The organism is Methylibium sp. Root1272, from assembly GCF_001425905.1.
Classification (GTDB): Bacteria; Pseudomonadota; Gammaproteobacteria; order Burkholderiales; family Burkholderiaceae_C; genus Methylibium.
Genome location: NZ_LMDY01000017.1, coordinates 233,710 through 258,028 on the forward strand (window position 1 = coordinate 233,710; position 24,319 = coordinate 258,028).

Consider the following 24,319-nt stretch of genomic DNA (forward strand, 5'->3'; position numbering starts at 1 on the left):
CCTCGCTCCTTTCAGCGCATGAGCCGTCGTCGCGTCGTGGTGACCGGGCTCGGTCTCGTCACCCCCCTGGGCAACACGGTGGACGAGTCCTGGTCGCGGCTCGTGGCCGGCCAGTCCGGCATCGCCACCGTCACCAAGTTCGATGCCACCAAGCTGGCCTGCCATATCGCCGGCGAGGTGAAGGGTTTCCAGATCGAGGATTACATCCCCGCCAAGGAAGCTCGGCACATGGATACCTTCATCCACTACGGCCTCGCAGCGTCGCTGCAGGCCGTGAAGGATGCCGGGCTGCCCACGGGCGACGCGTTGAACGAGGAACAGGCCGAGCGCATCGGCTGCCTGGTCGGCTCGGGCATCGGCGGCCTGCCGATGATCGAGGAAACGCACGCGGAGTACGCGGCACGCGGGGCGCGGCGGATCTCGCCGTTCTTCGTGCCGGCCTCGATCATCAACATGATCTCGGGGCATCTGTCGATCCAGTGCGGCTTCACCGGGCCGAACCTCGCGATCGTCACCGCCTGCACCACCGGCCTGCATTGCATCGGCCAGTCGGCACGCATGATCGAGGCCGGCGATGCCGACGTGATGATTGCCGGCGGTGCCGAGTCGACCGTGTCGCCGCTCGGTATCGGCGGCTTCGCCGCAGCGCGGGCATTGTCGACTCGCAACGACGACCCGGCCACCGCCTCGCGCCCCTGGGACCGCGACCGCGACGGCTTCGTGCTCGGCGAAGGGGCTGGCGTGATGGTGCTCGAGGAGTACGAACATGCCAAGGCCCGCGGCGCGCAAATCTATGCGGAACTGGCCGGCTTCGGCATGGGCGCGGACGCTTTCCACATGACGGCCCCCAACGTGGATGGCCCGAAGCGGGCGATGAAGGCTGCCTTGCGCAATGCGGGGATCAAGCCGGATCAGGTGCAGTACCTGAACGCGCACGGCACCTCGACGCCGCTGGGCGATCTGAACGAGAGCAACGCGATCAAGCTGGCCTTCGGCGATCATGCGAAGAATCTGGTGGTCAATTCGACCAAGTCGATGACCGGTCACCTGCTCGGCGGCGCGGGCGGCATCGAATCGGTGTTCACCGTGCTCGCGATCCGCGACCAAGTGTCGCCGCCGACGATCAACATCTTCAACCAGGATCCCGAGTGCGACCTGGACTACTGCGCGAACACTGCGCGCGAGATGAAGATCGAGCACGCCGTGAAGAACAACTTCGGTTTCGGCGGCACCAACGGCACGCTGGTGTTCAAGCGCGTCTGACGCGCGTGCCGGCCCTGAGCATTTCCCTGAACGATGCGTGCGGCTCCCGCCGTGGCGGTGACGGCGTGTCCGGGCCTGGCGCGAGCGATGCTGCGACTCCTGTCGGGGCTGGCCGTGGGCGTGACGGCGCTGTGGGCACTGCAGCGCGGCGACGGCCTCGCGGCGACCGTCACGGGCCTGGTCGTGGCCGGCGTGGCGTGGCTGCTGTGGCGAGATCGGCGGGCCTCCGCGCAGCATCTGAAATGGGACGGCGTCGACTGGTGTCTGGCCGAGCCTGCGGATGCGGCGCAACCGCGCGTCGGCAAGGTAGCGGTGGCGCTCGACCTGGATCGCTGGTTGCTGCTGCGCTTTCGGGCGGACGGCCTCGAGGTCCCGGCGCCCGGACCCTGCACACGATGGCTGGCGTTGCGGCGCCGCGAGCATCCGGCCGAATGGCATGCGCTGCGCTGTGCGCTCTACTCGCCCGCAGCGTCGTCCGGCGCGTCGGAAGGTCCTTGAGCCGTGGCTGAGCCGAACAGCCCCGACAGCGACGCCCTGCTGGTCGACCGAGTCAAGCAGGGCGACGTGCGCGCCTTCGAGATGCTGGTCGTCAAGTACCAGCGTCGCATCGAGCGGCTGATCGGGCGGATGGTGCGCGACGTCGATCTGGTCCAGGACATCGCCCAGGAGACCTTCATCCGGGCCTACCGGGCGATCCCGCAGTTCCGTGGAGAAAGCGCCTTCTACACCTGGCTGTATCGCATCGCGGTGAACACGGCCAAGAAGGCGCTCGGCGACCTGAAGCGCGACCTGCTCGTGACCGAATCGGCACGGGCCGGCCGGGACGAGGACGGCGATGAAACTTCCCGGGTCGAGAACGAACTAACCGACGGCGAGACGCCTGACGCCTTGCTGGCATCGAAACAGATCGCCAACGCGGTGAACTCCGCGATCGAGGATCTGTCCGAAGATCTGAGGCAGGCGATCACGCTGCGCGAGATCGAAGGCCTGAGCTACGAAGAGATCGCCGACGTGATGAATTGCCCGATCGGGACGGTGCGGTCGCGCATTTTCCGGGCGCGCGAGGCGATCGCCGAGCGTTTGCGGCCGATGCTGGAGCAGCGCTCCGGCGAGCGCTGGTGAGTGTGGATGAGCCCAGGGGCCAATGGAGTGTTCAGATGAGCAATGTCGAGAACCTGCAGGGGGCCGAAGCCCTTTCGGCCCTGGTTGACGGCGAAGCCGATGCCCGCGTGGCGGCGTCGCTCAGCGCGCGCTGGCGCGACGAGGCGGCCCTGCGTGAACGCTGGCACAGCTACCAGTTGATCGGTGACGTTCTGCGCTCCGAGGAGCTCAGTGGCCTGGGCCGCGATGCGGCATTCCTGCAGCGTCTGCGGACGCAGCTCGACCGGGAGCCGGTCGTGCTCGCGCCCCGGGCCGATCGGGTGGCCGAAGAGGCCGCAGCCGCTTTGCCCAGGCAGCGAGCCGCCGGCGCGGGGTTGCGCCGCTGGGCCACGCCGGCCGCGGTGGCGGCGGGTTTCCTGGCCGTGATCGGGTCGCTGGCCGTGACCCGCCTGCCCGGGCCGCAGGTGGACGCGCCGCAGCTGGCGCAGGCACCGGTGGTGCCGGCCGAGGCACCCCAGCGGGTCGTCCTGGCCGCGCCTGCCGATCAGGTCGAGCCGGCCAGCGGTGTGCTGATCCGCGATGCCCGCCTCGATCAGTACCTGGCCGCTCACAAGCAGTTCGGTGGCAGCTCGGCCTTGAGCGTGCCGTCGGGGTTCCTGCGCAGCGCGACCTACGACGGCGCCACGGCGGCTGCTCGCTGAACATGCTGCAGAACATCGTCGCGCGGGGGTGGCGCGCCATGCCGGCCGTCGTGCTGATGGCCGCGTTGTTGCCCACCGCGACCCGCGCTCAGCCCGGGGGCGATCCGCTGGTCGAGGCGCGCGATGCGCGCTACTGGCTGGCGCGCATCCATGAGGCGGCCGGGAAGCGCAACTTCCAGGGGACGTTCGTCGTGACGGCGGCCGGCTCGGTGGCGAGTTCGCGCATCGTGCACTTCTGCGACGGGCGCAATCAGTTCGAGCGCATCGAGTCGCTCGATGGTCAGCACCGTCAGGTCTATCGCCACAACGATCTCGTGCACAGCCTGTGGCCGCACAGCCGTGTCGCGGTGGTGGAAACGCGGCAGGCCGTGGGGCAATTCCCCCTGTTGCTGTCGGCTGGCGCCGACCGCATCGTGCCGTTCTACGACGTGAAGTCGCTGGGCGACGGGCGCGTGGCCGGGCACGAAGCCAACGTGCTGCTGCTTCAACCCAAGGACGGCTACCGCTTCGGCTACCGCCTGTGGGCCGAGCGCAGCTCCGGCCTCTTGCTGCGATCCGAGGTGTTCGACGAACGCGATGTGGTGCTGGAGACCTCGGCCTTTTCCGAGGTGTCCATCGGCGTGAAGCCTCGGCCGGAGTCGGTGCTGCAGCCGATGAAGCGGCTGGAAGGCTACCGCGTGGAGCGACCGACGCTGCAGGAAATCGACATCGGGCGAGAAGGGTGGTTGCTGAATTCGCTGCCGCCGGGCTTCCGGCATGTCAGCAGCGTCAAGCGCTTGATGGCGGTTTCCGGCGTGGAGCAGCCCCAGCCTGCCGTCGCGCAAGGCGAATTCCCGCTCGCGCCGCCTGCCGTGCTGCAAGCCATCTATTCCGACGGACTCACCTACGTCTCGGTGTTCATCGAGCCCTACATGCCACGCCTGCACCGCCGGGAGATGCTGATGTCGCTCGGCGCCACGCAGACCCTGGTGAAGCGCCGCGGCGAATGGTGGATTACCGTGATCGGTGATGTCCCCGTCGTGACCCTGCGCGCATTCGCAGCGGCCTTGGAACCCCGCTGACGGTTTCGCGATCTCACCCCGCCGGGCCCCGGGGTCCCGCGGCCATGGCTCCCTGATCGACTGTTGGTACGAGGTGATGATGCAAGAAGCAAGAACTGAGATGTCGCGCTCGCCATGGCGTGCGCGTTCCTGGGTCTGGGTGACGGCGATGAGCATCGCTGGCGCATCGACGCTGGGTGGCGTGCTGATGTCTCCGCATGCCAGCCATGCGCAGCCGGCCGTGGCGGCGGCACGTGGCCTGCCCGACTTCACCGACCTCGTCGAGCAGGTCGGTCCGGCGGTGGTGAACATCCGGACCACCGAGCGCGCCCGCGGTGGCCAGCGCGGCGGTGGTGGTGCCGGCCCGGAGATGGACGAGGAGATGCAGGAATTCTTCCGCCGCTTCTTCGGCGTGCCGCCGGGGCAGCTGCCCGGGCAGCGCCAGGATCCGCGTCGGCAGGCGCCCGATGAAGAGCAGCAGCGCGGTGTGGGCTCCGGGTTCATCTTCACCACCGACGGCTACGTGATGACCAATGCGCACGTGGTGGACGGGGCCGACGAGGTCTATGTCACGCTGACGGACAAGCGCGAGTTCAAGGCCAAGCTCATCGGCGCCGACAAGCGCACCGACGTGGCCGTGGTCAAGATCGAGGCCACGGGGCTGCCGTCGGTGAAGATCGGCGACGTCAGCAAGCTGAAGGTCGGCGAATGGGTCATGGCGATCGGCTCGCCCTTCGGTCTGGAGAACACGGTCACGGCCGGCATCGTCAGTGCCAAGGCGCGTGACACCGGCGAGTTCGTTCCCTTCATTCAGACCGATGTGGCCATCAATCCCGGCAACTCCGGCGGCCCGCTGATCAACCTGCGCGGCGAGGTGGTCGGCATCAACTCGCAGATTCTCAGCCGCTCGGGCGGCTTCATGGGCATCTCCTTCGCCATCCCGATGGACGAAGCCACGCGCGTAGCGGACCAGTTGCGTGCCGGTGGGCGCGTGGTGCGGGGCCGCATCGGCGTGCAGATCGGCGAGGTGACGAAGGACGTGGCCGAATCGCTGGGCCTTGGCAAGGCCGCCGGTGCCCTGGTGCGTTCGGTCGAGGCCGGTGGGCCGGCCGACAAGGCGGGTGTCGAGGCGGGCGACATCATCACGCGTTTCGACGGCAAGCCGGTGGAGAAATCGAGCGACCTGCCGCGCCTGGTGGGGGGAACCAAACCCGGCAGCAAGGCGAGCCTGCAGGTCTTCCGCCGCGGCAACTCGCGGGATCTCGGCGTGACCGTCGCCGAACTCGAGCCGGAGCCTGGCCGCCGGGCGGCGGTGCCGGAGAGCAAGCAGACGCCGACGCCGAGCGTCGTCACCGGAGCGCTGGGGCTGACGCTGGCGAACCTGAGCGAGGAGCAGAAGCGAGAGCTCAAGCTCCGTGGTGGCGTGCGCGTGGAGGCCACCGAAGGCGCGGCGGCGCGGGCGGGCTTGCGCGAAGGCGATGTGATCCTGTCGGTCGGCAATGTCGAGATCGTCGACGTGAAGCAGTTCGAGTCCGTGATCGCCAAGCTCGACAAGAGCAAGCCGATCAATGTGCTTTTCAGGCGGGGGGAGTGGGCGCAGTACGCACTGATCCGGACGGCCGCTCGCTAGAGCGAGCCGCGCGGCTGCGAGCCAGCGCCGTCAAGTCGTCGCCCTGACGCTCAGTCTGGTTTTCCGCCGGCTGGAAAAAGATTCTGCGAGTTGCGGGAGATGCGCAAGCATTCCGGAAGTGGGTGTGTGCACACACCCACTTCCGGAATCTTCGATTGACTCTCGAATCCGCTAGAATTCGTCCAGATTTCGGCGCTTTAAGCATCGCTCGGAACAATAGTCAGAATGCCAAAGATCGTCCACAGGACGCCCACAGGCGATTGTGGATAACATGTGTACTAATTTCTCTGTTGGCACGCTGCAACGACGCAAAACCGAGCAACGGCGCGGTTTCCCGCGCGGTTGATGTGGCTACAATGAAAGCCCAACGAAGCAGTTGCCAAACGTTTTTTGTTGGAAGGCGCGTCACCGGTTTGACGTGCCTTTTTTTTATGTGCGGCGCGATCGCCGTGCCTTCACACCGCTTCGCGACATGAGCACCCCACGCAACGGCAGCGCCGTCGCAGCTCCCGCTTGAAGCGCAGCGCAGTACGACGACGACAGGTCAGATGGACCACATCCGCAATTTCTCGATCATTGCCCACATCGATCACGGCAAGAGCACCCTGGCCGACCGGATCATCCAGCGCTGCGGTGGTCTGAGCGATCGAGAGATGGAAGCGCAGGTGCTGGACTCGATGGACATCGAGCGCGAGCGCGGCATCACGATCAAGGCGCAGACGGCGGCCTTGAACTACAAGGCGCGCGATGGGCAGGTCTACCAGCTCAACCTGATCGACACGCCGGGGCACGTGGACTTCAGCTACGAGGTCAGTCGTTCGCTGTCGGCCTGCGAGGGCGCTCTGTTGGTGGTCGATGCCTCCCAGGGCGTCGAGGCGCAGACGGTGGCCAACTGCTATACCGCGCTCGACCTGGGTGTCGAGGTGGTGCCGGTGCTCAACAAGATGGATCTGCCGCAGGCCGATCCTGAGAACGCCAAGTCCGAGATCGAGGACGTGATCGGCATCGACGCCGAGCATGCCATCCCTTGCTCCGCGAAAACCGGCGAAGGCATCGACGACATCCTCGAGGCGGTGATCACCCGCATGCCGGCTCCCCGTGGCCAACCTGACGGACCGCCGCGCGCGATGATCATCGACTCGTGGTTCGACAACTATGTGGGTGTCGTGATGCTGGTGCGCATGGTCGACGGCGTGCTCCGCAAAGGCGACCGCATCCGCATGATGGCCACCGACACCGTCTATCCGTTGGAGCAGTTGGGCGTCTTCGCGCCGAAGTCCGAGCCGCGCGAGCAACTGAAGGCGGGCGAGGTCGGCTTCCTGATCGCCGGCATCAAGGAGCTGCAGGCGGCCAAGGTCGGCGACACCCTCACGCTCGAGAAGAAGCTGCCCAACAACGCCGGGCCGGCCAGCGAGCCGCTGCCGGGCTTCAAGGAGATCCAGCCGCAGGTCTTCGCCGGGCTCTACCCCACCGAGGCCAGCGAGTACGACCAGCTGCGCGACGCGCTGGAGAAGCTCAAGCTCAACGACTCGTCGCTGCGCTACGAGCCCGAGGTGAGCCAGGCGCTCGGCTTCGGCTTCCGCTGCGGCTTCCTCGGCCTGCTGCACATGGAGATCGTGCAGGAGCGCCTGGAGCGCGAGTTCGACCAGGACCTGATCACCACCGCGCCCAGCGTCGTCTACCAGGTCCAGCTCGGTGGGCTGGCGGGCGAGGTGATCGAGGTCGAGAACCCGTCCAAGATGCCCGAGATCGGCAAGATCGCCGAGATCCGCGAGCCCATCGTCACCGTCCACCTGTACATGCCGCAGGACTACGTCGGCCCGGTGATGACGCTGGCCAACCTCAAGCGCGGCGTGCAGCTCAACATGGCCTATCACGGCCGCCAGGTCATGCTGACCTACGAGATGCCGCTCGCCGAGATCGTGCTGGACTTCTTCGACAAGCTGAAGTCGGTGTCGCGCGGCTACGCCTCGATGGACTACGAGTTCAAGGAATACCGCGCTGCCGACGTCGTGAAGGTCGATATCCTGATCAACGGCGACCGGGTCGATGCGCTGTCGATCATCGTGCACCGCAGCCAGAGCCAGTACCGGGGCCGTGCGGTGGTCGCCAAGATGCGCGAGATCATCTCGCGGCAGATGTACGACGTGGCCATCCAGGCGGCCATCGGCGCCAACATCATCGCGCGGGAGAACATCAAGGCATTGCGCAAGAACGTGCTGGCAAAATGCTACGGTGGCGATATCAGCCGCAAGCGCAAGCTGCTCGAAAAACAGAAGGCTGGCAAGAAACGCATGAAGCAGATCGGCTCCGTCGAGGTGCCGCAGGAAGCGTTCCTGGCCATCCTCCAAGTGGACGACTGAACACTTCATGAGTGCATTGACCGGGCTGCTCTACGGCGCCCTCGCGGTTTACCTGGGCGGTTGGTATCTCGGCTCCTGGAGCGGCAACTTCTCGCTGCTGCTCTTCATCCTGACGCTGGCGACCTTCGGCTACTGGCTGGCCGAGCGCCTGCACTTCCTGCCACGGCGCGTGGCAGCCGCCTCGGCGCTGGAGGCGCAGGATGCACAGCGGCGCAGCGAACTGCAGCGCCAGGGCATCCAGCAGGTCGATGGCAACGTGACAGTGGCGCGTGAGCGCGTGCTGGCCCAGCCGTGGTGGCTGGACTGGACCGCCGGACTGTTCCCGGTGATCCTGGCGGTCTTCCTGTTGCGGTCCTTCCTGTTCGAGCCGTTCAAGATCCCGTCCGGCTCGATGATCCCCACGCTGGCGATCGGCGATCTCATCCTCGTGAACAAGTTCCACTATGGGGTGAGGCTGCCGGTGATCAACAAGAAGATCCTCGCCAACAATGACCCCCAGCGTGGTGACGTGATGGTGTTTCGCTACCCGGTCGAGCCGGGCGTCGATTACATCAAGCGCGTGGTCGGTCTGCCGGGCGATGAAGTGGCCTACCTGAACAAGAAACTGTCGATCAACGGTCAGCCGGTGGAAACGCGGCCACTGCCGGAGTTCTACGACGAGGACTCGCTGCGCTACGCCCAGCAGGCCAGCGAGAAGCTCGGCGCCGTAGAGCACCGCATCCTGACGGACAAGGACCGCCCCGGCTTCGTGATCCCGATGCCGCAGTTCCAGAACTTCCGCGACAACTGCCGCTACAGCGCCGAAGGTGTGGTGTGCACGGTGCCGCCGGGTCACTATTTCATGATGGGCGACAACCGGGACAATTCTCAGGATTCGCGTTACTGGGGCTTCGTGCCGAACGAGAACATCGTCGGCAAGGCCTTCTTTGTCTGGATGAATTTCGGTAACCTCAAGCGGATCGGCTCCTTCCATTGAGCCAGCGCTTCACCAGGAGAACAACGATGGCCTTCGCAGCGTCGGCAACATCGGGTGCGGTCCGCGCACGCCCCGCCCAGAGAGGCGTCACCCTGATCGGGCTGCTGTTCTGGGCCATCATCATCGCCTGCGTCGCGCTGGTCGGTCTGAAGGTGCTGCCGACTATGAACGAGTACTTCACCATCCAGCGCGCGGTCAACAAGGTCGCCAAGGAGGGCGGAGGCACCGTGCCGGAGATCCGTTCGGCCTTCGACCGCCAGAAGGACATCGAGTACTCGATCTCCTCGATCAGCGGCAAGGACCTCGAGATCACGAAGGAAAACGAGAAGGTCGTGGTGAAGTTCGCCTACGACAAGGAGCTCGAACTGATCGAGCCGGTCTTCCTGCTCATCAAGTACCGGGGGCGCTCGCAGTGAGGCTGCGCCGCGCCGCCGCCGGTTGGCGTGCGGCGCGGTCGGCGACGCCGTGAACGACAGCCTTCTCGATGCGCTGCAGGCCCGCCTCGGGCACCGCTTCGCGCAAGCCGCCCTGCTCGACCGGGCGCTGACCCACAAGAGCTTCGGCGCCCATAACAACGAACGGCTCGAATTCCTAGGCGACGCGGTGCTCTCGGCCGCTATCTCGGGCCTGCTGTTCGAGCATTTCGGCCAGTCCGGCGAGGGCGACCTGACCCGGGTGCGTGCCCACCTGGTGCGCGAGGACATGCTGCACCGTCTCGCGCTGGATCTCGGCCTGCCGGCCCTGCTGCGCCTGAGCGAAGGCGAGGCGCGCAGCGGGGGGGGCCAGCGCCCCTCGATCCTGGCCGACGCGGTGGAGGCCTTGATCGCCGCGGTCTACCTCGACGGCGGCTTCGCGCCGGCGCGGGCTCTGGTCGAGCGCCTGTTCACGCCGCTGGTCGCCAGCACTGCGGCCGAGGCCTGGACGCGCGACCCCAAGACCGAACTGCAGGAATGGCTGCAGGCCCGTCGCCAGCCGGTGCCGGGGTATCGCATCGAATCGACGCGCGGACGCCAGCACGAGCAGATGTTCACCGTGGTCTGCAGCATCCCGTCGCGCTCGCTCGAGATCCGTGGTGAAGGCCGCTCGCGGCGCGCGGCCGAGCAGGAGGCCGCCCGCGCCGCGCTGGCTACACTGAAGTCCGACGAAACCGAGCGCCCATGAACGACAGCACCACCGCCGACCCTGCCGCAGGCGGAGACATGCCCGAGCAGCGCTGCGGCCTGGTGGCGATCGTCGGTCGGCCCAACGTCGGCAAGTCGACCCTGCTCAATGCGCTGGTCGGGCAGAAGGTCAGCATCACCTCGCGCAAGGCGCAGACCACGCGCCATCGCATCACCGGCATCCGCAGCGCCGGCGAGGCCCAGTTCGTGTTCGTCGACACGCCCGGCTTCCAGACCCGTCACACCGTCAAGGGCGCCGGCGCGCTCAACCGCAACCTGAACAAGACCGTCCAGTCGGTGATGAGCGACGTGGACGTGGTGCTGTTCGTCGTCGAGGCCGGCCGCTTCGGGCTCGACGACGCCAAGGTGCTGTCGCTGGTGCCGCCGGGCAAGCCGACGCTGCTGATCGCGAACAAGCTCGATCTGGTCCGCCGCCGCGCCGAGCTTGCGCCCTGGCTCAAGAGCATGCAGGAGCGCCATCCCTTCGCCGAGTTCGTTCCGCTGGCGGCCACCAGCGACGACGACGTGCGGCGTCTGCTGAAGATCGTCCAGCCCTACCTGCCGGAGCAGCCTTGGTTCTACGACGAGGAGGCGCTGACCGACCGCAGCGATCGCTTCCTCGCCAGCGAGATCATCCGCGAGAAGCTGTTCCGGCTGACCGGCGACGAACTGCCCTACACCTCGACCGTGGTGATCGATGAGTTCAAGGAAGAGGGCGCGCTGCGCCGCATCGCCGCCACCATCATCGTCGAGCGCGAGGCCCACAAGGGCATGGTGATCGGCGACAAGGGCGAGCGACTGAAGCGCATCGGCACCGACGCACGTGTCGAGCTCGAGCGCCTGATGGGCGGCAAGGTCTTCCTCGAGATCTGGGTCAAGGTCCGCTCCGGCTGGGCCGACGACGAGGCCCGCCTCAAGAGCTACGGCTACGAGTGAGCGCTGCCGCGTCGCGTGCCTCGGGCGCCACGCCGCAGGCCGCCCGCGGCGGTCGTCTCGTGGCTCCGGCGCTGCAGCCGGCCTATCTGCTGCACCGCTACGACTGGAGCGAGTCCAGCCTGATCCTCGATCTGTTCACCCGCGAGCAGGGCCGCGTGGCGGTGGCGGCGAAGGGGGCGAAGCGGCCCTATTCGCAATTGCGCGCGGTGCTGCTGCCGTTCCAGCGGCTCAACGTGGCCTACGGCGTGCGCCGCGCTCGTGAAGGAGAAGGCGAAGGCAGCGAGGTGCAGCCGCTGAAGACGGCCGAATGGGCCGGCGGCCCGGCGATGCTCGGCGGGGCGGCGCTGCTGACCGGCTTCTATCTCAACGAGCTGTTGATGAAGCTGCTGGCCCGACAGGATCCGCACCCGACGCTGTTCGACGCCTATGCGCACACGCTGCCGGCGCTGGGCGCTAGCGACGATGCGCGGGTCGAGGCGGCGCTGCGCGCCTTCGAACTGGTGCTGCTGCGCGAGATCGGCCTGTTGCCCGAGTTCGGCCGTGTCACGCTGACCCAGCAGCCGCTGGGCGGAGCCGTTCGGCATGCCTTGAAGGCCGAGTCCGGTCTGGTGGCCGCCGCGTCGGGCGAGCCGAGTCTGGCGCAGACCGACTGGCTGGCCCTGCAGGCCGCGCTCGACCTCAATGACCTGGCGGCGCTGCAGCGCGCCTGCCTGCCGGTGCTGGCCGACCTCAAGCCGATGCTGCGCAGCCTGCTTCACTATCATCTGGCCACGCCGGTGCTGCGCACACGGCAGTTGATGATGGACCTGCAGAACCTCGACCGCTGACGAGCTCACATTTCGATGAATCCGCTGATCGCCTCCGGCCTCCCTTCCCACGGCACGAGCACCGCGCTGTCGGTCAACCTGAACAAGGTCGCGCTGCTGCGCAACACCCGCACGCTCACGATACCGAGCGTCACGCACGCGGCTCGGCTCGCGATCGAGGCCGGGGCCCAGGGCATCACGGTGCACCCGCGGCCCGACCAGCGTCACATCCGCACCCACGACGTGCACGACCTGGCGGCGATGCTGAAGGCCCATCCGCACATCGAATACAACATCGAAGGCAATCCCTTCCACAACCTGATGGACCTGGTGCGCGAGCTGCGCCCGCACCAGGCCACCTTCGTGCCCGACAGCGTCGAGCAGTCCACCTCCGACCACGGCTGGAGCCTGCCCGAGGACAACGAGGCGCTGAGGCCTCTGATCGACGAGTGCCATGCGCTCGGCGTGCGCGTCAGCCTGTTCATGGACCCGCTGCCCGAGGCGATGGCCCAGGCCCGGCTCATCGGTGCCGATCGCGTCGAGCTGTACACCGAGGCCTACGCGCGCTCGCATGCCGAAGGCGCCGGCACGCCGCAGCACGCCGCGCTGCTGGCCTGCTACACCGCGGCCGCGGAGGCCGCGCTGGCCGTGGGCCTGGGGCTCAATGCCGGGCACGACCTGAACCGCGACAACCTGACCGCCTTTCTCCGGGCGGTGCCCGGTGTGCAGGAGGTGTCGATCGGCCACGCGCTGATCGCCGACGCGCTGGAGCTGGGACTGACCGAGACCGTGCGCGACTACCTGCGCTGCATCCATCGCGCCCACGCGTAGCTCCGGCATGATCTTCGGGATCGGCACCGACATCTGCGACATCCGCCGTCTGCGCGAGACCTACGCACGCCGCGGCGAGCGCTTCGCGGAGAAGGTGCTGGGCCCGCAGGAGATCGAGGTGTTCCGCTACCGCCTGGCCAAGGTGGAAGCGCGAGGCCTCAGCTACCTGGCCACGCGCTTCTCGGCCAAGGAGGCTTTCTCGAAGGCGATCGGCACGGGCATGCGCATGCCGATGACCTGGCGTGCCTGCGAGATCGTCAACGCGCGCAGCGGCAAGCCGGAGATCCGCCTGCACGGCGCGCTGGCCGCATGGTTCGAGGCTCAGGGCCTGCGCGCCCATGTCAGCGTCACTGACGAAACCGACTACGCGGCGAGCTTCGTCGTGGTCGAGACACAGGAAGCCTAGATGAACCACGCCCCCATCGTTCTCGACATCGCCGGCACCGCGCTCGACGCCGATGACCGCCGCCGGTTGCAGCACCCGCTGGTCGGCGGCCTGATCCTGTTCGCCCGCAACTGGCAGCACCGCGCCCAGCTGACCGCGCTCACCGCGGAGATCAAGGCGCTGCGCCCCGACGTGCTGGTCTGCGTCGACCACGAAGGCGGGCGCGTGCAGCGCTTCCGCAGCGACGGCTTCACCCATCTGCCGCCGATGCGCGCACTGGGCGAGCTGTGGCTGGATGACGGCAAGGCCGGCCCGGGCAGCGGTGCGATGCGCGCCACCGACGCCGCGACCGCCTGCGGCTACGTGCTGGCCGCCGAGTTGCGCGCCTGCGGCGTCGACTTCAGCTTCACGCCCGTGCTCGACCTCGACCACGGCCCGAGCGGCGTGATCGGCGACCGTGCCTTCCACCGCGATCCGCGCGTCGCCACGCTGCTGGCCAAGAGCCTGATGCACGGGCTGCTGCTGGCCGGTATGGCGAGTTGCGGCAAGCATTTCCCGGGGCACGGCTACGTGGCGGCCGATTCGCACACCGAGGTGCCGGTCGATCGCCGCACGCTGCGCCAGATCCTCGGCGACGACGCCCTGCCTTACGAGTGGCTCTCCACCTCGCTCGCCAGCGTGATGCCGGCGCACGTGATCTACCCGAAGGTCGACGCGCTGCCGGCCGGCTTCTCGCCGCGCTGGCTGCAGGACATCCTGCGCGGCCGACTCGGTTTCACCGGCGCGATCTTCAGCGACGATCTCAGCATGCAGGGCGCGACCGTGGCCGGCACGCCCACCGCGGCTGGCATCGCCGCGCTGAATGCCGGCTGCGACCTGGTGCTGCTGTGCAACCAGTCGCTCGACGGTGGCGCACCGCTCGACGCACTGATCGACGGGCTGGCGACGGCACTCGAGCGCGGCCGTTGGCACGCCAGCGCCGACAGCGAGGCGCGTCGCCTCGACCTGCTGCCGCAGACGGCGCCTTTGCCCTGGGACGAACTGATGCACCACGCGCCCTACCAGCGCGCGCTCGACCAGTTGCCTTGAGACGCCGGCGCGGCGCCGACACGGCCGCGCCATGAACAACGCCCCCGGGCCTTGCGGCACGGGGGCGTTGTCGTTGTCCCTGGCGGGGAGACTCAGCGGCCTTCGAAAGGCAGCTTGATCTGCGCGAGGTCCTTGCGTGTCTCCACCAGCACCAGCGGGCCGTCGTCGACCGCGACCACCGGCTTCGGCTCGCGCGGCACGTGCACCGGCTTCGGCGCATCGGCCATCGCCTGCTGCACCGCGCGCACCTTGTCGGCGTCGGAGTTCACCCACTGCAGGCCGGCGCCGGTGGCCACGGCGGCGAGGTCGTCGATCGGCAGCGCGTAGGGCGGCAGGGCGGCAGCAGCCGCAGGCGGCGCAGCGATGGCGACCGGTTCGACCGTGACCGGCGCGGGTGCCACCACCGGTGCAGCGACCGGCGCCAGGGCGGGCGGCGCGGCCACAGGGGCCTTGGACACCACGTCGGCCAGCGCCTGCAATGCGACTTCCGTGGGTTGCGGCGGCGTGGGCGCCGCGACGGCCGGCGCTGCCGCAGCCGTGGGCTCGGCCGTCGGGGCGGCTTCCCACCAGGGCTTGACGGTGGCTTCCGGTGCAGTCTCGGCCGCGCTGGCCAACACCGGAGCGTCATCGCCGCCTGCCTCGTCGCTCAGCGGCGCTGCTGCGGCCGGAGCGCTGTCGCCCTCGCCACGCTCGCGGCGACCGCGGCCACCCCGGCGACGGCGGCGCTGTTCGCCGCCTTCGCCGGTGACTTCGTCGTCCGGTGTGGCGTCGCCTTCGGCACGCGGAGACTGGGTGTCGTCGTCGGCGCTCGGCGCACCCTCGACGACGGCGGCATCGATCGAACCTTCGGGCGCGTCGCTGCGGGCCTCGTCGCGCTCACCGCGACCGCGACCACCGCGGCGGCGGCGGCGGCGTGCGCCTTCACCCCCCTCGGCGCCTTCGGTGGCGTCGGCGGCCGGGCCGGCGCTGGCGGCCAGGCCCTCGGCGGCGGCCAGCGGCAGCGTCAGGTCCTCGGCCGCCGAGGTGGATGCCGATTCCGGACGCGGGCCACGGCGCGGCGGGCGTTCGGCGCTCAGGCCGGCCGTTGTCTCGGCGGCAGCGCCTTCCGGGCGCTCGCTGCGGCGGCCTCGGCCGTCGCGTTGTTCGCCACCACCACCACCGCGGCGGTTGCGGTCCTCGCCCCGTTCACTGCGCTCGCCACGCTCACCACGGGCTTCGATGCGCTCGCCGCCCGGGCGGCCCTCGCCCCGCTCGCTGCGTTGGCCATCGCGTCCGCCCCGGCGACCGCGGCCCCCGTCACGGTTGCCATCGCGTCCGCCTTCGCGGCCCGGCTTCGCCGGTTGCACGGCAGGGGGTCTGACCACGGGTGCGGCGGCCGGCGACGCTTCGCCGCCGAACAGCTTCTTCAACCAGCCGAAGAATCCACCGCCGCCGGCGTCGCGACTGGCAGGCACCGGTGCCGCCACGACCGGCGGCGCGGCCACCGGGGCCTTGGCCACCGGTTCCGGCTTCGGCGCGGCCACCGGGGCGGGCAGATCGGGCAGCACGCCCTTGATCACCGGCTCCTGCTTGGCCTTGGCCTTCTCGCGCCGGGTGATGCCGACCTCGTCGTCCGGCTCCTCGATCATCGTGTAGCTGGCCTGCAGGTTCTCCAGCCGCGGGTCGTCGTGGCGCAGGCGCTCGAGCTTGTAGTTCGGCGTCTCGAGGTGCTTGTTCGGCACCAGCAGCACGGTGGTGCGCTGGCGCAGCTCGATCTTGGTGATCTCGGTGCGCTTCTCGTTGAGCAGGAAGGACGTGACTTCCACCGGCACCTGCACGTGCACGGCGGCGGTGTTCTCCTTCATCGACTCTTCCTGGATGATGCGCAGGATCTGCAGCGCGGAAGACTCGGTGTCGCGGATGTGGCCGGTGCCGTTGCAGCGCGGGCAGGTGATGTGGCTGCCTTCGCTGAGCGCCGGGCGCAGGCGCTGGCGGCTCAGTTCGAGCAGGCCGAACTTGCTGATCGAGCTGAACTGCACGCGCGCACGGTCGGTGCGCAGCGCGTCGCGCAGGCGGGTCTCGACCTCGCGGCGGTTCTTGCTCTCCTCCATGTCGATGAAGTCGACGACGATCAGGCCGCCCAGGTCGCGCAACCGCATCTGGCGCGCGATCTCGTCGGCGGCCTCGAGGTTGGTGCGCGTCGCGGTCTCCTCGATGTCGGAGCCGCGCGTCGAGCGCGCCGAGTTCACGTCGACCGAGACCAGCGCCTCGGTGTGGTCGATCACGATCGCGCCGCCCGAGGGCAGGTTCACGGTGCGCGAGAACGCGGTCTCGATCTGGTGCTCGATCTGGAAGCGGCTGAACAGCGGCGCGTCGTCCTTGTAGCGCTTGACCCGCGAGGCCGATTCCGGCATCACGTGGTTCATGAACTGCTGGGCCTGCTCGTAGATGTCGTCGGTGTCGATCAGGATCTCGCCGATGTCGGCGTGGAAGTAGTCGCGGATCGCACGGATCACCAGCGAGGACTCCTGGTAGATCAGGAAGGCTCCCTTGCCCGCCTTGGCCGCGCCGTCGATGGCGCTCCACAGCTTGAGCATGTAGTTCAGGTCCCACTGCAGCTCGGGGGCGCTGCGGCCGATGCCGGCGGTGCGGGCGATCAGGCTCATGCCCTTGGGGTACTCGAGCTGGTCGAGGTTCTCCTTGAGCTCCTCGCGGTCCTCGCCCTCGATGCGGCGCGACACGCCGCCGCCGCGCGGGTTGTTGGGCATCAGCACCAGGTAGCGGCCGGCCAGGCTCACGAAGGTGGTCAGCGCCGCGCCCTTGTTGCCGCGCTCCTCCTTCTCGACCTGCACCAGCAGCTCGGTGCCGTTGGAGATCACGTCCTGGATCTTCGCATCGCGGACGGTCACGCCTTCCTTGAAGAACTGCTTGGAGATCTCCTTGAACGGCAGGAAGCCGTGGCGGTCCTCGCCGTAGTCGACGAAGCAGGCCTCCAGCGATGGCTCGACGCGCGTGACGACGGCCTTGTAGATGTTGCCCTTGCGCTGTTCGCGCCCCTCGATCTCGGTCTCGAAGTCGAGCAGCTTCTGCCCGTCGACGATCGCCAGGCGCCGTTCTTCCGGTTGCGTGGCATTGATCAGCATGCGTTTCATGTGCGCTCCTCCGTGCGGGAGGCGTGGTTTGCCTGCCCGCACACGAATCCGACCGGTCCCGTCACCGGGCACGGCCTATCGATGCACGAAACAGCGTGGAGGAACCGGAAGGAATCGCCCTGGACTCGACCGCTCGCCACGCCCGTCAGGGCGCTGCGGCGCTCAAGCGTTGGCGCGTGCGCCCGCGTGGGTCAGGATGGGCCTGCCACGGACCGGGCCGTGGTGTGGCGCGCTCCTTCCGCACACGCGTGTGCCGACGCGCAGCGACGAGGCTGCGGGCGATCGGAGCGCGGAGGGGAGGGAGCGGGCCGAAGACATCCGGGACATCACGGGGGCGCGGGTTGCAGCTCGCCGGTGCCTGGGGCACCTCCGGTCTGCAACCGGAAAACCTTGTTTGTTGGTTCGTACTACGCTGGCTCTGCCGCCACCTCGCGCCGCCTGCCGCTCACCTTGGGAGCCGGCCCGGCCGCACGACGCGGCGTTGCATCACCGAATACCTGCCGCCGATCCGGCTGCAGGGCCCACGCCACGGCGAAGTGACCGCTAAACTCAAGCAAATCAATCACTTACGGCGCACACGTGGTGCAACGCATTATAGGAGGCAAAGCGGCCCCGGCGCGCAAGGCCTCGCGAGCCCCGGTGGCCCCCGCGCGCGCTGTCGCCAGCCCGGCGCCGCGGCCCGCACCGCCATCGCCGCCGGCCCCCGCCGTGCGGCACCTGACGGTCGGTGAGGACGGTGCCGGCCAGCGGCTCGACAACTACCTCGTCAAGACGCTCAAGGGCGTCCCGAAGACGCACGTCTACCGCATCATCCGCAGCGGCGAGGTGCGGGTGAACCGCGGCCGCGCGGCCGCCGACACCCGGCTCGCGGCCGGCGACGACCTGCGGCTGCCGCCGGTGCGGATGGCCACCCCGGCCGAGCGCGAGGCCGCGCCGCCGCGCGAGTTTCCGGTCGTCCACGAGGACGAGCACCTGCTGGTGATCGACAAGCCGGCCGGCGTGGCCGTGCACGGCGGCAGCGGCGTGAGCTTCGGCGTCATCGAGCAGCTGCGCAGGGCCCGGCCGCAGGCGAAGTTCCTGGAGCTGGTGCACCGCCTCGACCGCGAGACCTCCGGCCTGCTGCTGCTCGCCAAGAAGCGCAGCGCGCTCACGCGGCTGCAGGACCAGTTCCGCGCGCGCGAGACCGGCAAGACCTACGCCGCACTGGTGCCCGGGGCCTGGCCGGCCCGGCACAAGGTGATCGACGCGCCGCTGCACAAGTACCTCGACGGCGGCGGCGAGCGCCGGGTGCGCGTCACCGGCGCCGACGACGAGGACGGCCAGCGCTCGATCACGCTGGTGCAGGTGGCCGCCGCCTACGCCGGCTACACCCTGCTCGACGTGACCATCAAGACCGGCCGCACGCACCAGATCCGCGTGCACCTCGCGCACGCGGGGCACGCCATCGTCGGTGACGACAAGTACGGCGACTTCGCGCTGAACAAGGCCTTCGCCCGCGGCGAGGCCGTGCCGGCGGTGAAGTTCGACCGCATGTTCCTGCACGCGCGCCGCCTGCGCTTCGAGCACCCGGCGAGCGGCGAGACGATCGAGCTCGAGGCCCCCTTGCCGGCAGAATGCCGGCTCCTTCTGAATGCCTTGCCGCGCACCGCGGCCCCTCCGTCCTCTCCATGAGCGATTTCCGCCCCCGCCAGTTCGATCTCGTCGTGTTCGACTGGGACGGCACGCTGTACGACTCCACTGCGCTGATCGTCAAGTGCATCCAGGCCGCCGCTGCCGACCTCGGCACCGAGGTGCCGGGCGATACCCAGGCCGCCTACGTGATCGGCATGGGCCTGCAGGAGGCGCTGCAGCACGCCGTGCCCGGTCTGGCGCGCGAGCGCTACCCCGAGCTCGGGCTGCGCTACCGCCACCACTACTTCGCGCGCCAGCACGAACTGAGCCTGTTCGCGGGCGCGCTGGACATGCTGCACGCGCTGAAGGCGCGCCAGCACTGGCTGGGCGTCGCCACCGGCAAGTCGCGCCGCGGGCTCGACGAGGCGTTGCACACCGTGCAGCTCCAGGGCCTGTTCGACGCCACCCGCACCGCCGACGAGACCGCGTCCAAGCCGCATCCGCGCATGCTGCAGGAGCTGATGGCCGAGCTGGGCGTCGCGCCGGCCCGCACGCTGATGATCGGCGACACCACGCACGACCTGCAACTCGCCGCCAATGCCGGCACGGCCAGCGTCGCCGTCAGCTTCGGCGCGCACGAGCCGGCGGCCTTCGAGGCTTTCGCGCCGCGCTTCGTGGCCCATTCGACGGCCGAGCTCGATGGCTGGCTGCGCGCCCATGCCTGAACCCGCCGATGCCGGCGCGGGCGTGCCGCTGTGTGCCTCGACCGACCTGGTCGAGGGCGGCCGGGCCATCCTGTTCGACGTGCTCGAGTACGGCCAGCCGCTGCGCGCCTTCGTGCTGCGCTTCGACGGCCGGATCGTCGCCTACCTGAACCGCTGCGCCCATGTGCCGGTCGAGATGGACTGGCAGGAGGGCGAGTTCCTCGATGGTGACCGCCGCTACATCGTCTGCTCGATCCACGGCGCCACCTACGAGCCGTCCGACGGCTATTGCATCGCCGGGCCCTGCGGCGGCGCGCGCCTCAAGGCCGTTCGCGTCGCGGAACGCGACGGCCGGGTGAGTTGGTATCCTTCCCCGGACATCCGGCCCGCGTTCGGCGCCCCTTCCATTCCGAGCATTCCATGAGCAGTTTCGACGATCCCGCCGAGCCCACGCTGGGCCCCGCAACGCCCGCCCGTGCGGCGGCGGCCTCCACCCCCGCGCCGACCAGCATCGACGGTCGGGTGATCGAGGAGTTCGCGCGCGATTTCCTGAAGGAGCGGCGCAGCGAGCGCCGCTGGCGCGCCGTGCGCCGGCTCGCCTGGCTGCTGGTCTTCGCGGCGATCGCCTGGGCGCTGGTCGCGCAGCAGCGCAATGCCGCCGTGCCGAGCGGGCCGCACACCGCGCTGATCGAGATCCAGGGCGAGATCGCGGCGGATGCGCTGGCGAGCGCCGAGGGCATCAACGCCGCGCTGCGCACCGCCTTCGACGACGCCGGTGCCCAGGCCGTGGTGCTGCGCATCAACTCGCCCGGCGGCAGCCCGGTGCAGGCCGGCCTCATCACCGACGAGATCCGGCGCCTGAAGGGCCTGCATGCCGACAAGAAGGTCTACGCGGTGTGCGAGGAACTGTGCGCCTCGGCGGCCTACTACATCGCCGCGGTGGCCGACGAGATCTTCGTCGACAAGGCCTCCATCGTCGGCTCGATCGGCGTGCTGATGGACGGCTTCGGCTTCACCGGCACGATGGACAAGCTCGGCGTCGAGCGCCGCCTCATCACCGCCGGTGACAACAAGGGCCTGCTCGATCCCTTCTCGCCGCTGAGCGAGGCCCACAAGGCCTATGCACAGGCGATGGTGAACCAGATCCACCAGCAGTTCATCAAGGTGGTGAAGGACGGGCGCGGTGCCCGCCTGAAGGAAGTGCCCGAGACCTTCTCCGGCCTGTTCTGGAGCGGCGAGTCGGCGGTGCAGCAGGGTCTGGCCGACCGGCTCGGCAGCCTCGACTACGTGGCGCGCGAGGTGGTCAAGGCCGAAGAGGTGATCGACTACACGCCCAAGGAAAACGTGGCCGAGCGCCTGGCCAAACGCTTCGGCGCGGCGGTCGGTGCCGGTGCGGCGAAGGCGCTCGCGGGCCCGTCGTTGCGCTGACGGCTGGAATTGCCCGCCTGATCGGCGCTTCGACCGGCCGGCTATCTTTCAGAATCCTTCGTGGGCGGCTCTCGCCGCCGACCTCCGCGCAGCTGCGGACGAAGCATCGACGGAGAGCGCGTGGTGGGCCCCAGCAGGACGATAGACGACCCGATGGCAAGCGACGGTGCACCACCACCCCCGCGCGCACAGCCCGACCGGCCCGAGCGGTCGTTGGCGGCCTCGCTCGCGCTGATCGCGGTCCTGCATTTCGTGTTCGCCTACGGCGCGATCCACCTGTCGCGCCAGCCGGGCAGCGTCGCCACGCTCTGGTATGCCAACGCAGCGGCGGCCGTGGTGCTGCTGTCGCGCCGGCGCGCCGAGTGGCCGCTGCACCTGCTGGCCATGGCCGGCGCCAACGTCGCCGCCAACCTGCTCAGCGGGCACGCGCTCGGATTGAGCCTGTCCTTCCTGCTGCCCAACCTGGCGGAAGCCGGCCTGGCCGGCTGGCTGCTGCGCCGTGCCGGCCCGCCGGCGCGCTGCGTCCAGCACGTCGGATCGCTGTTGCGGGCACTGGGACTGGGTGCGGTCGTGCCCAGCCTGGTCGGCGCGACGCTGGGTGCGGCCGTGCTGTCGACGCAGTTCGAGGCGTCGTTCGGTACGCTGTGGTCGGCGTGGTTCGTCGGCACGGTCATCGGCGGGGTGACGGTGCTGCCGCTGGGCCTGCTGCTGCTGGCACGCGGCTGGCGAGCGGTGCTTGCGGCGCTGATGCCTCCCGCGGTGGCGTCCGCGGTGCTGATCTCGGTCGCGACCGCGGCGTCGGCGTCGGTGTTCTCGCACTTCCGCTACGTCTACGTGTCCGTCGCGCTGATGCTGGTGGCGGCCGTCGGTGGCTTTGCCGGCGCGGCCACCGGCGGCCTGCTGGCCTCGCTGTCGGTCGGCGTCGTCATCGCGCTCGGCCTGTTCCAGCCGGGGCCGGGCGAGGGCTGGCTGGAAACGGTGGCGTTCTACCTGCCGGTGGTGCTGACGCTGGTGCCGCCGCTGCTGCTGGCCGCCGCGCTGGAACGCAACCGCCAGCATGTCCAGGAGATCGAGGATCGCGAGGCGCAATTCCGCACACTGTACGAGCGCACGCCGGTGATGATGCATTCGGTCGACGTCGAGCGCCGGCTGGTCGCGGTCAACGACGCCTGGCTGGCGCGCCTGGGCTACGAGCGGGCCGAGGTCCTGGGTCGTCGCTCCACCGAGTTCCTGGCCCCCGAGTCGCGCCAGCGCGCCGAGGCCTCGGTGATCCCGCGCTTCATGCAGGACGGGGCCATCCGCGACATCGACTACCAGATGCTCACCAAGACCGGCGAGGTGGTCGATGTGCAGCTCTCCGCGATCTGGGAGACCGACGCCGAGGGCGGCCTGCTGCGCACGCTGGCGGTGCTGAAGGACGTGACCGAGCATCGTCGCGTGGCCGCGCAGCTGGCGGCCGAGCAGGAGCGCATCCAGGTCACGTTGCACTCGATCGGCGACGGCGTGGTGAGCACCGACCGTGACGGCCGCATCTCCTACCTGAACCCGGCCGCCGAGCAGATGGTCGGCCAGACGCTGGCGCAGGCTGCCGGCCGGCCCTTCGGCGAGGTGGTCCACCTGTACGACCAGGCCAGCGGCGCGCCGCTGCCGAGCCCGGTCGAGCAATGCCTGCAGGACCGCGAGGTCTATGGCGTGCGGGAAAGCGCGGTGCTGCGCCACCCCTCGGGCCGCGACTTCGGGGTGCAGCTGTCGGTGGCTCCGATCGCCGGGCGCGATGGCAGCCTGCTGGGCGCGGTGATGGTCTGCCAGGACGTCACCGAGGCCCGCGGCCTGGCGCAGAAGATGTCCTACCTGGCCCACCACGACGGCCTGACCGGCCTGCCCAACCGCGTGCTGTTCCAGGACCGCGTGCACCAGGCCTGCCAGTCCGGACGCCGGCATGGCCGGCGTTTCGCGGTGGTCTTCATGGACCTGGATCACTTCAAGCACGTCAACGATTCGCTGGGCCACGCGGTCGGCGACGAACTGCTGAAGGCGGTGGCGCAGCGGCTCACCGGCGCGCTGCGCGCCAGCGACACCATCTGCCGTCTCGGCGGCGACGAGTTCGTGGTGCTGCTGTCCGAACTCGACGATGTCGATGTCGATGGCGTGGCGGAGGTCGCCAAGAAGATCCTGCGGCAGGTGGCCCAGCCCTGCGTGCTGGGGGGCACCGAGGTCAACGTCGGCGCGAGCCTCGGCATCGCTCTGTTCCCCGGCGATGGCGACGACCCCGACACGCTGATGAAGCGCGCGGATGCAGCCATGTACCGGTCCAAGCGCGAGGGCCGCAACCGTTATCACTTCTTCTCGAAGGCCGTCGACGAGGCCGCCTCGGCGCGGCTGCAACTCGAGGCCGACATGCGCCGTGCGCTCGCCGCAGGCCAGTTCATCGTGCACTACCAGCCGGTGGTCGACGGCCGCACGCGCGATGCGGTCGCCGTCGAGGCGCTGGTGCGCTGGGACCGTGCGGGACTGGGCCTGCAGAGCCCGGCCGTCTTCATCCCGGTGGCCGAGGAGAGCGGCCTGATCGTCCCGCTGGGCCACTGGATCCTGCGTCAGGCCTGCGCGCAGTTGCGGGCCTGGTCGGGCACCGCGCTCGGCGGCATCTCGATCGCGGTCAACGTCTCGCCGGTGCAACTGGCCCAGGCCGACTTCGTCGACACCGTGGCCGAGGTGCTGCGGGCCAGCGGCGTCGACGGCAGCCGGATCGAGTTCGAGATCACCGAGTCCACGCTGATGCAGGACCCCGAGGCCACGCTGGAGATGCTGCGCCGCCTCAAGGCTCTGGGGGTGCGGATCGCGATCGACGATTTCGGCACCGGCTACTCCAGCCTCGGCCACCTCAAGCGTTTTCCGGTCGACACGCTGAAGATCGACCGCACCTTCGTCCGCGATCTCGAGACCGATGCCGACGACCGCGAGCTCGTCCGCGCCATCCTCGCCATGGCCCGCAGCCTGCGGCTGCACGTGGTGGCCGAGGGCGTCGAGACCGAGGCCCAGGCCGCGATCCTGGCCTCGATGGAGTGTCCGGCCTTCCAGGGTTTCCTGTTCGCCCGGCCGGCCGACGCCGCCGCGACGGCGGCGTGGCTGCAGGCCCGGGCCGCCACCATCGCGCTCTGAGAGGC

The 24,319-nt window shown here is 69.2% G+C and carries 21 protein-coding genes; 20 read left to right on the top strand and 1 reads right to left on the bottom strand.

Translation table 11 applies throughout. From position 1 onward, the window contains the following. Window positions 1-18: 18 nt before the first annotated feature. The 15 genes from fabF (at window position 19) to nagZ (ending at window position 14,281) form a co-directional block, all read left to right on the top strand. Window positions 19-1,263: a beta-ketoacyl-ACP synthase II gene (gene fabF, locus ASC67_RS18175; protein WP_056325122.1), complete on the top strand. Its 1,245-nt coding sequence runs from the start codon at window positions 19-21 to the stop codon at window positions 1,261-1,263. A 33-nt stretch (window positions 1,264-1,296) separates the two neighbouring features. Further along, complete coding sequence (locus ASC67_RS18180; RefSeq protein WP_156466816.1) at window positions 1,297-1,761, top strand: hypothetical protein; 465 nt, start codon at window positions 1,297-1,299, stop codon at window positions 1,759-1,761. A 3-nt stretch (window positions 1,762-1,764) separates the two neighbouring features. Beyond that, window positions 1,765-2,385 (top strand): RNA polymerase sigma factor RpoE, encoded by a 621-nt coding sequence (gene rpoE / locus ASC67_RS18185; protein WP_056325132.1) that lies wholly within the window; start codon window positions 1,765-1,767, stop codon window positions 2,383-2,385. Between the two features lie 35 nt (window positions 2,386-2,420). Next, the gene (locus ASC67_RS18190) at window positions 2,421-3,065 is read left to right on the top strand and encodes a sigma-E factor negative regulatory protein (RefSeq protein WP_056325138.1); all 645 of its coding nucleotides are present in this window, start codon (window positions 2,421-2,423) and stop codon (window positions 3,063-3,065) included. Window positions 3,066-3,067: 2 nt separating this feature from the next. Continuing rightward, window positions 3,068-4,126 carry a MucB/RseB C-terminal domain-containing protein gene (locus ASC67_RS18195; protein WP_235566378.1) on the top strand — a complete coding sequence of 353 codons (1,059 nt, stop codon included), beginning with the start codon at window positions 3,068-3,070 and terminating at the stop codon, window positions 4,124-4,126. Window positions 4,127-4,274: 148 nt separating this feature from the next. After that, window positions 4,275-5,735, top strand: a complete 1,461-nt coding sequence (locus tag ASC67_RS18200) for a DegQ family serine endoprotease (RefSeq protein ID WP_404932893.1) — start codon at window positions 4,275-4,277, stop codon at window positions 5,733-5,735. 548 nt (window positions 5,736-6,283) lie between these two features. Beyond that, window positions 6,284-8,098 carry a translation elongation factor 4 gene (lepA, locus tag ASC67_RS18205; RefSeq protein ID WP_056325148.1) on the top strand — a complete coding sequence of 605 codons (1,815 nt, stop codon included), beginning with the start codon at window positions 6,284-6,286 and terminating at the stop codon, window positions 8,096-8,098. A gap of 7 nt (window positions 8,099-8,105) precedes the next feature. Beyond that, a complete protein-coding gene (gene lepB / locus ASC67_RS18210; protein ID WP_056325151.1) occupies window positions 8,106-9,074 on the top strand; it encodes a signal peptidase I in 969 nt (322 codons plus the stop codon). Window positions 9,075-9,100: 26 nt separating this feature from the next. Beyond that, window positions 9,101-9,490, top strand: a complete 390-nt coding sequence (locus tag ASC67_RS18215) for a DUF4845 domain-containing protein (protein WP_056325155.1) — start codon at window positions 9,101-9,103, stop codon at window positions 9,488-9,490. Window positions 9,491-9,539: 49 nt separating this feature from the next. Then, window positions 9,540-10,235 (top strand): ribonuclease III, encoded by a 696-nt coding sequence (rnc, locus tag ASC67_RS18220; protein ID WP_056325359.1) that lies wholly within the window; start codon window positions 9,540-9,542, stop codon window positions 10,233-10,235. Beyond that, entirely contained in the window at window positions 10,232-11,170 is a 939-nt protein-coding gene (era, locus tag ASC67_RS18225; protein ID WP_056325158.1) for a GTPase Era, read from the top strand. Before rnc ends, era begins: the two co-directional genes overlap by 4 nt. Then, window positions 11,167-11,997, top strand: a complete 831-nt coding sequence (gene recO / locus ASC67_RS18230; protein WP_235566379.1) for a DNA repair protein RecO — start codon at window positions 11,167-11,169, stop codon at window positions 11,995-11,997. Before era ends, recO begins: the two co-directional genes overlap by 4 nt. 15 nt (window positions 11,998-12,012) lie before the next feature. Continuing rightward, window positions 12,013-12,807 (top strand): pyridoxine 5'-phosphate synthase, encoded by a 795-nt coding sequence (locus tag ASC67_RS18235; RefSeq protein ID WP_056325162.1) that lies wholly within the window; start codon window positions 12,013-12,015, stop codon window positions 12,805-12,807. A gap of 7 nt (window positions 12,808-12,814) precedes the next feature. After that, a complete protein-coding gene (gene acpS / locus ASC67_RS18240; RefSeq protein WP_056325165.1) occupies window positions 12,815-13,213 on the top strand; it encodes a holo-ACP synthase in 399 nt (132 codons plus the stop codon). Further along, a complete protein-coding gene (gene nagZ / locus ASC67_RS18245; protein WP_056325168.1) occupies window positions 13,214-14,281 on the top strand; it encodes a beta-N-acetylhexosaminidase in 1,068 nt (355 codons plus the stop codon). Window positions 14,282-14,373: 92 nt separating this feature from the next. Here the strand turns inward: nagZ and ASC67_RS18250 are convergent, their stop codons facing one another. Beyond that, window positions 14,374-17,412 (bottom strand): Rne/Rng family ribonuclease, encoded by a 3,039-nt coding sequence (locus ASC67_RS18250; protein WP_056325171.1) that lies wholly within the window; start codon window positions 17,410-17,412, stop codon window positions 14,374-14,376. A gap of 639 nt (window positions 17,413-18,051) precedes the next feature. Here ASC67_RS18250 and ASC67_RS18255 point away from each other — a divergent pair. The 5 genes from ASC67_RS18255 (at window position 18,052) to ASC67_RS18275 (ending at window position 24,314) form a co-directional block, all read left to right on the top strand. Continuing rightward, window positions 18,052-19,083 carry an RluA family pseudouridine synthase gene (locus ASC67_RS18255; RefSeq protein ID WP_404932894.1) on the top strand — a complete coding sequence of 344 codons (1,032 nt, stop codon included), beginning with the start codon at window positions 18,052-18,054 and terminating at the stop codon, window positions 19,081-19,083. Next, the gene (locus ASC67_RS18260) at window positions 19,080-19,748 is read left to right on the top strand and encodes an HAD family hydrolase (protein ID WP_056325178.1); all 669 of its coding nucleotides are present in this window, start codon (window positions 19,080-19,082) and stop codon (window positions 19,746-19,748) included. Before ASC67_RS18255 ends, ASC67_RS18260 begins: the two co-directional genes overlap by 4 nt. Beyond that, entirely contained in the window at window positions 19,741-20,151 is a 411-nt protein-coding gene (locus ASC67_RS18265; protein ID WP_056325183.1) for a Rieske 2Fe-2S domain-containing protein, read from the top strand. Before ASC67_RS18260 ends, ASC67_RS18265 begins: the two co-directional genes overlap by 8 nt. Continuing rightward, on the top strand, window positions 20,148-21,155 hold the full coding sequence (locus tag ASC67_RS18270; RefSeq protein WP_056325185.1) for a S49 family peptidase: 1,008 nt from the start codon (window positions 20,148-20,150) through the stop codon (window positions 21,153-21,155). The genes ASC67_RS18265 and ASC67_RS18270 overlap by 4 nt, the downstream gene beginning before the upstream one ends. Window positions 21,156-21,308: 153 nt before the next feature. Further along, on the top strand, window positions 21,309-24,314 hold the full coding sequence (locus tag ASC67_RS18275; protein ID WP_082536110.1) for an EAL domain-containing protein: 3,006 nt from the start codon (window positions 21,309-21,311) through the stop codon (window positions 24,312-24,314). Window positions 24,315-24,319 lie beyond the last annotated feature (5 nt).

What these genes read in the sequence shown, in the direction of transcription:
- fabF (WP_056325122.1), top strand. Translation starts at nt 19, where the DNA reads ATGAGCCGTCGTCGCGTCGTGGTGACCGGGCTCGGTCTCGTCACCCCC.
- ASC67_RS18180 (WP_156466816.1), top strand. Translation starts at nt 1,297, where the DNA reads ATGCGTGCGGCTCCCGCCGTGGCGGTGACGGCGTGTCCGGGCCTGGCG.
- ASC67_RS18190 (WP_056325138.1), top strand. Translation starts at nt 2,421, where the DNA reads ATGAGCAATGTCGAGAACCTGCAGGGGGCCGAAGCCCTTTCGGCCCTG.
- ASC67_RS18195 (WP_235566378.1), top strand. Translation starts at nt 3,068, where the DNA reads ATGCTGCAGAACATCGTCGCGCGGGGGTGGCGCGCCATGCCGGCCGTC.
- ASC67_RS18200 (WP_404932893.1), top strand. Translation starts at nt 4,275, where the DNA reads ATGAGCATCGCTGGCGCATCGACGCTGGGTGGCGTGCTGATGTCTCCG.
- lepA (WP_056325148.1), top strand. Translation starts at nt 6,284, where the DNA reads ATGGACCACATCCGCAATTTCTCGATCATTGCCCACATCGATCACGGC.
- lepB (WP_056325151.1), top strand. Translation starts at nt 8,106, where the DNA reads ATGAGTGCATTGACCGGGCTGCTCTACGGCGCCCTCGCGGTTTACCTG.
- ASC67_RS18215 (WP_056325155.1), top strand. Translation starts at nt 9,101, where the DNA reads ATGGCCTTCGCAGCGTCGGCAACATCGGGTGCGGTCCGCGCACGCCCC.
- era (WP_056325158.1), top strand. Translation starts at nt 10,232, where the DNA reads ATGAACGACAGCACCACCGCCGACCCTGCCGCAGGCGGAGACATGCCC.
- ASC67_RS18235 (WP_056325162.1), top strand. Translation starts at nt 12,013, where the DNA reads ATGAATCCGCTGATCGCCTCCGGCCTCCCTTCCCACGGCACGAGCACC.
- acpS (WP_056325165.1), top strand. Translation starts at nt 12,815, where the DNA reads ATGATCTTCGGGATCGGCACCGACATCTGCGACATCCGCCGTCTGCGC.
- nagZ (WP_056325168.1), top strand. Translation starts at nt 13,214, where the DNA reads ATGAACCACGCCCCCATCGTTCTCGACATCGCCGGCACCGCGCTCGAC.
- ASC67_RS18250 (WP_056325171.1), bottom strand. Translation starts at nt 17,412, where the DNA reads ATGAAACGCATGCTGATCAATGCCACGCAACCGGAAGAACGGCGCCTG.
- ASC67_RS18260 (WP_056325178.1), top strand. Translation starts at nt 19,080, where the DNA reads ATGAGCGATTTCCGCCCCCGCCAGTTCGATCTCGTCGTGTTCGACTGG.
- ASC67_RS18265 (WP_056325183.1), top strand. Translation starts at nt 19,741, where the DNA reads ATGCCTGAACCCGCCGATGCCGGCGCGGGCGTGCCGCTGTGTGCCTCG.
- ASC67_RS18270 (WP_056325185.1), top strand. Translation starts at nt 20,148, where the DNA reads ATGAGCAGTTTCGACGATCCCGCCGAGCCCACGCTGGGCCCCGCAACG.
- ASC67_RS18275 (WP_082536110.1), top strand. Translation starts at nt 21,309, where the DNA reads ATGGCAAGCGACGGTGCACCACCACCCCCGCGCGCACAGCCCGACCGG.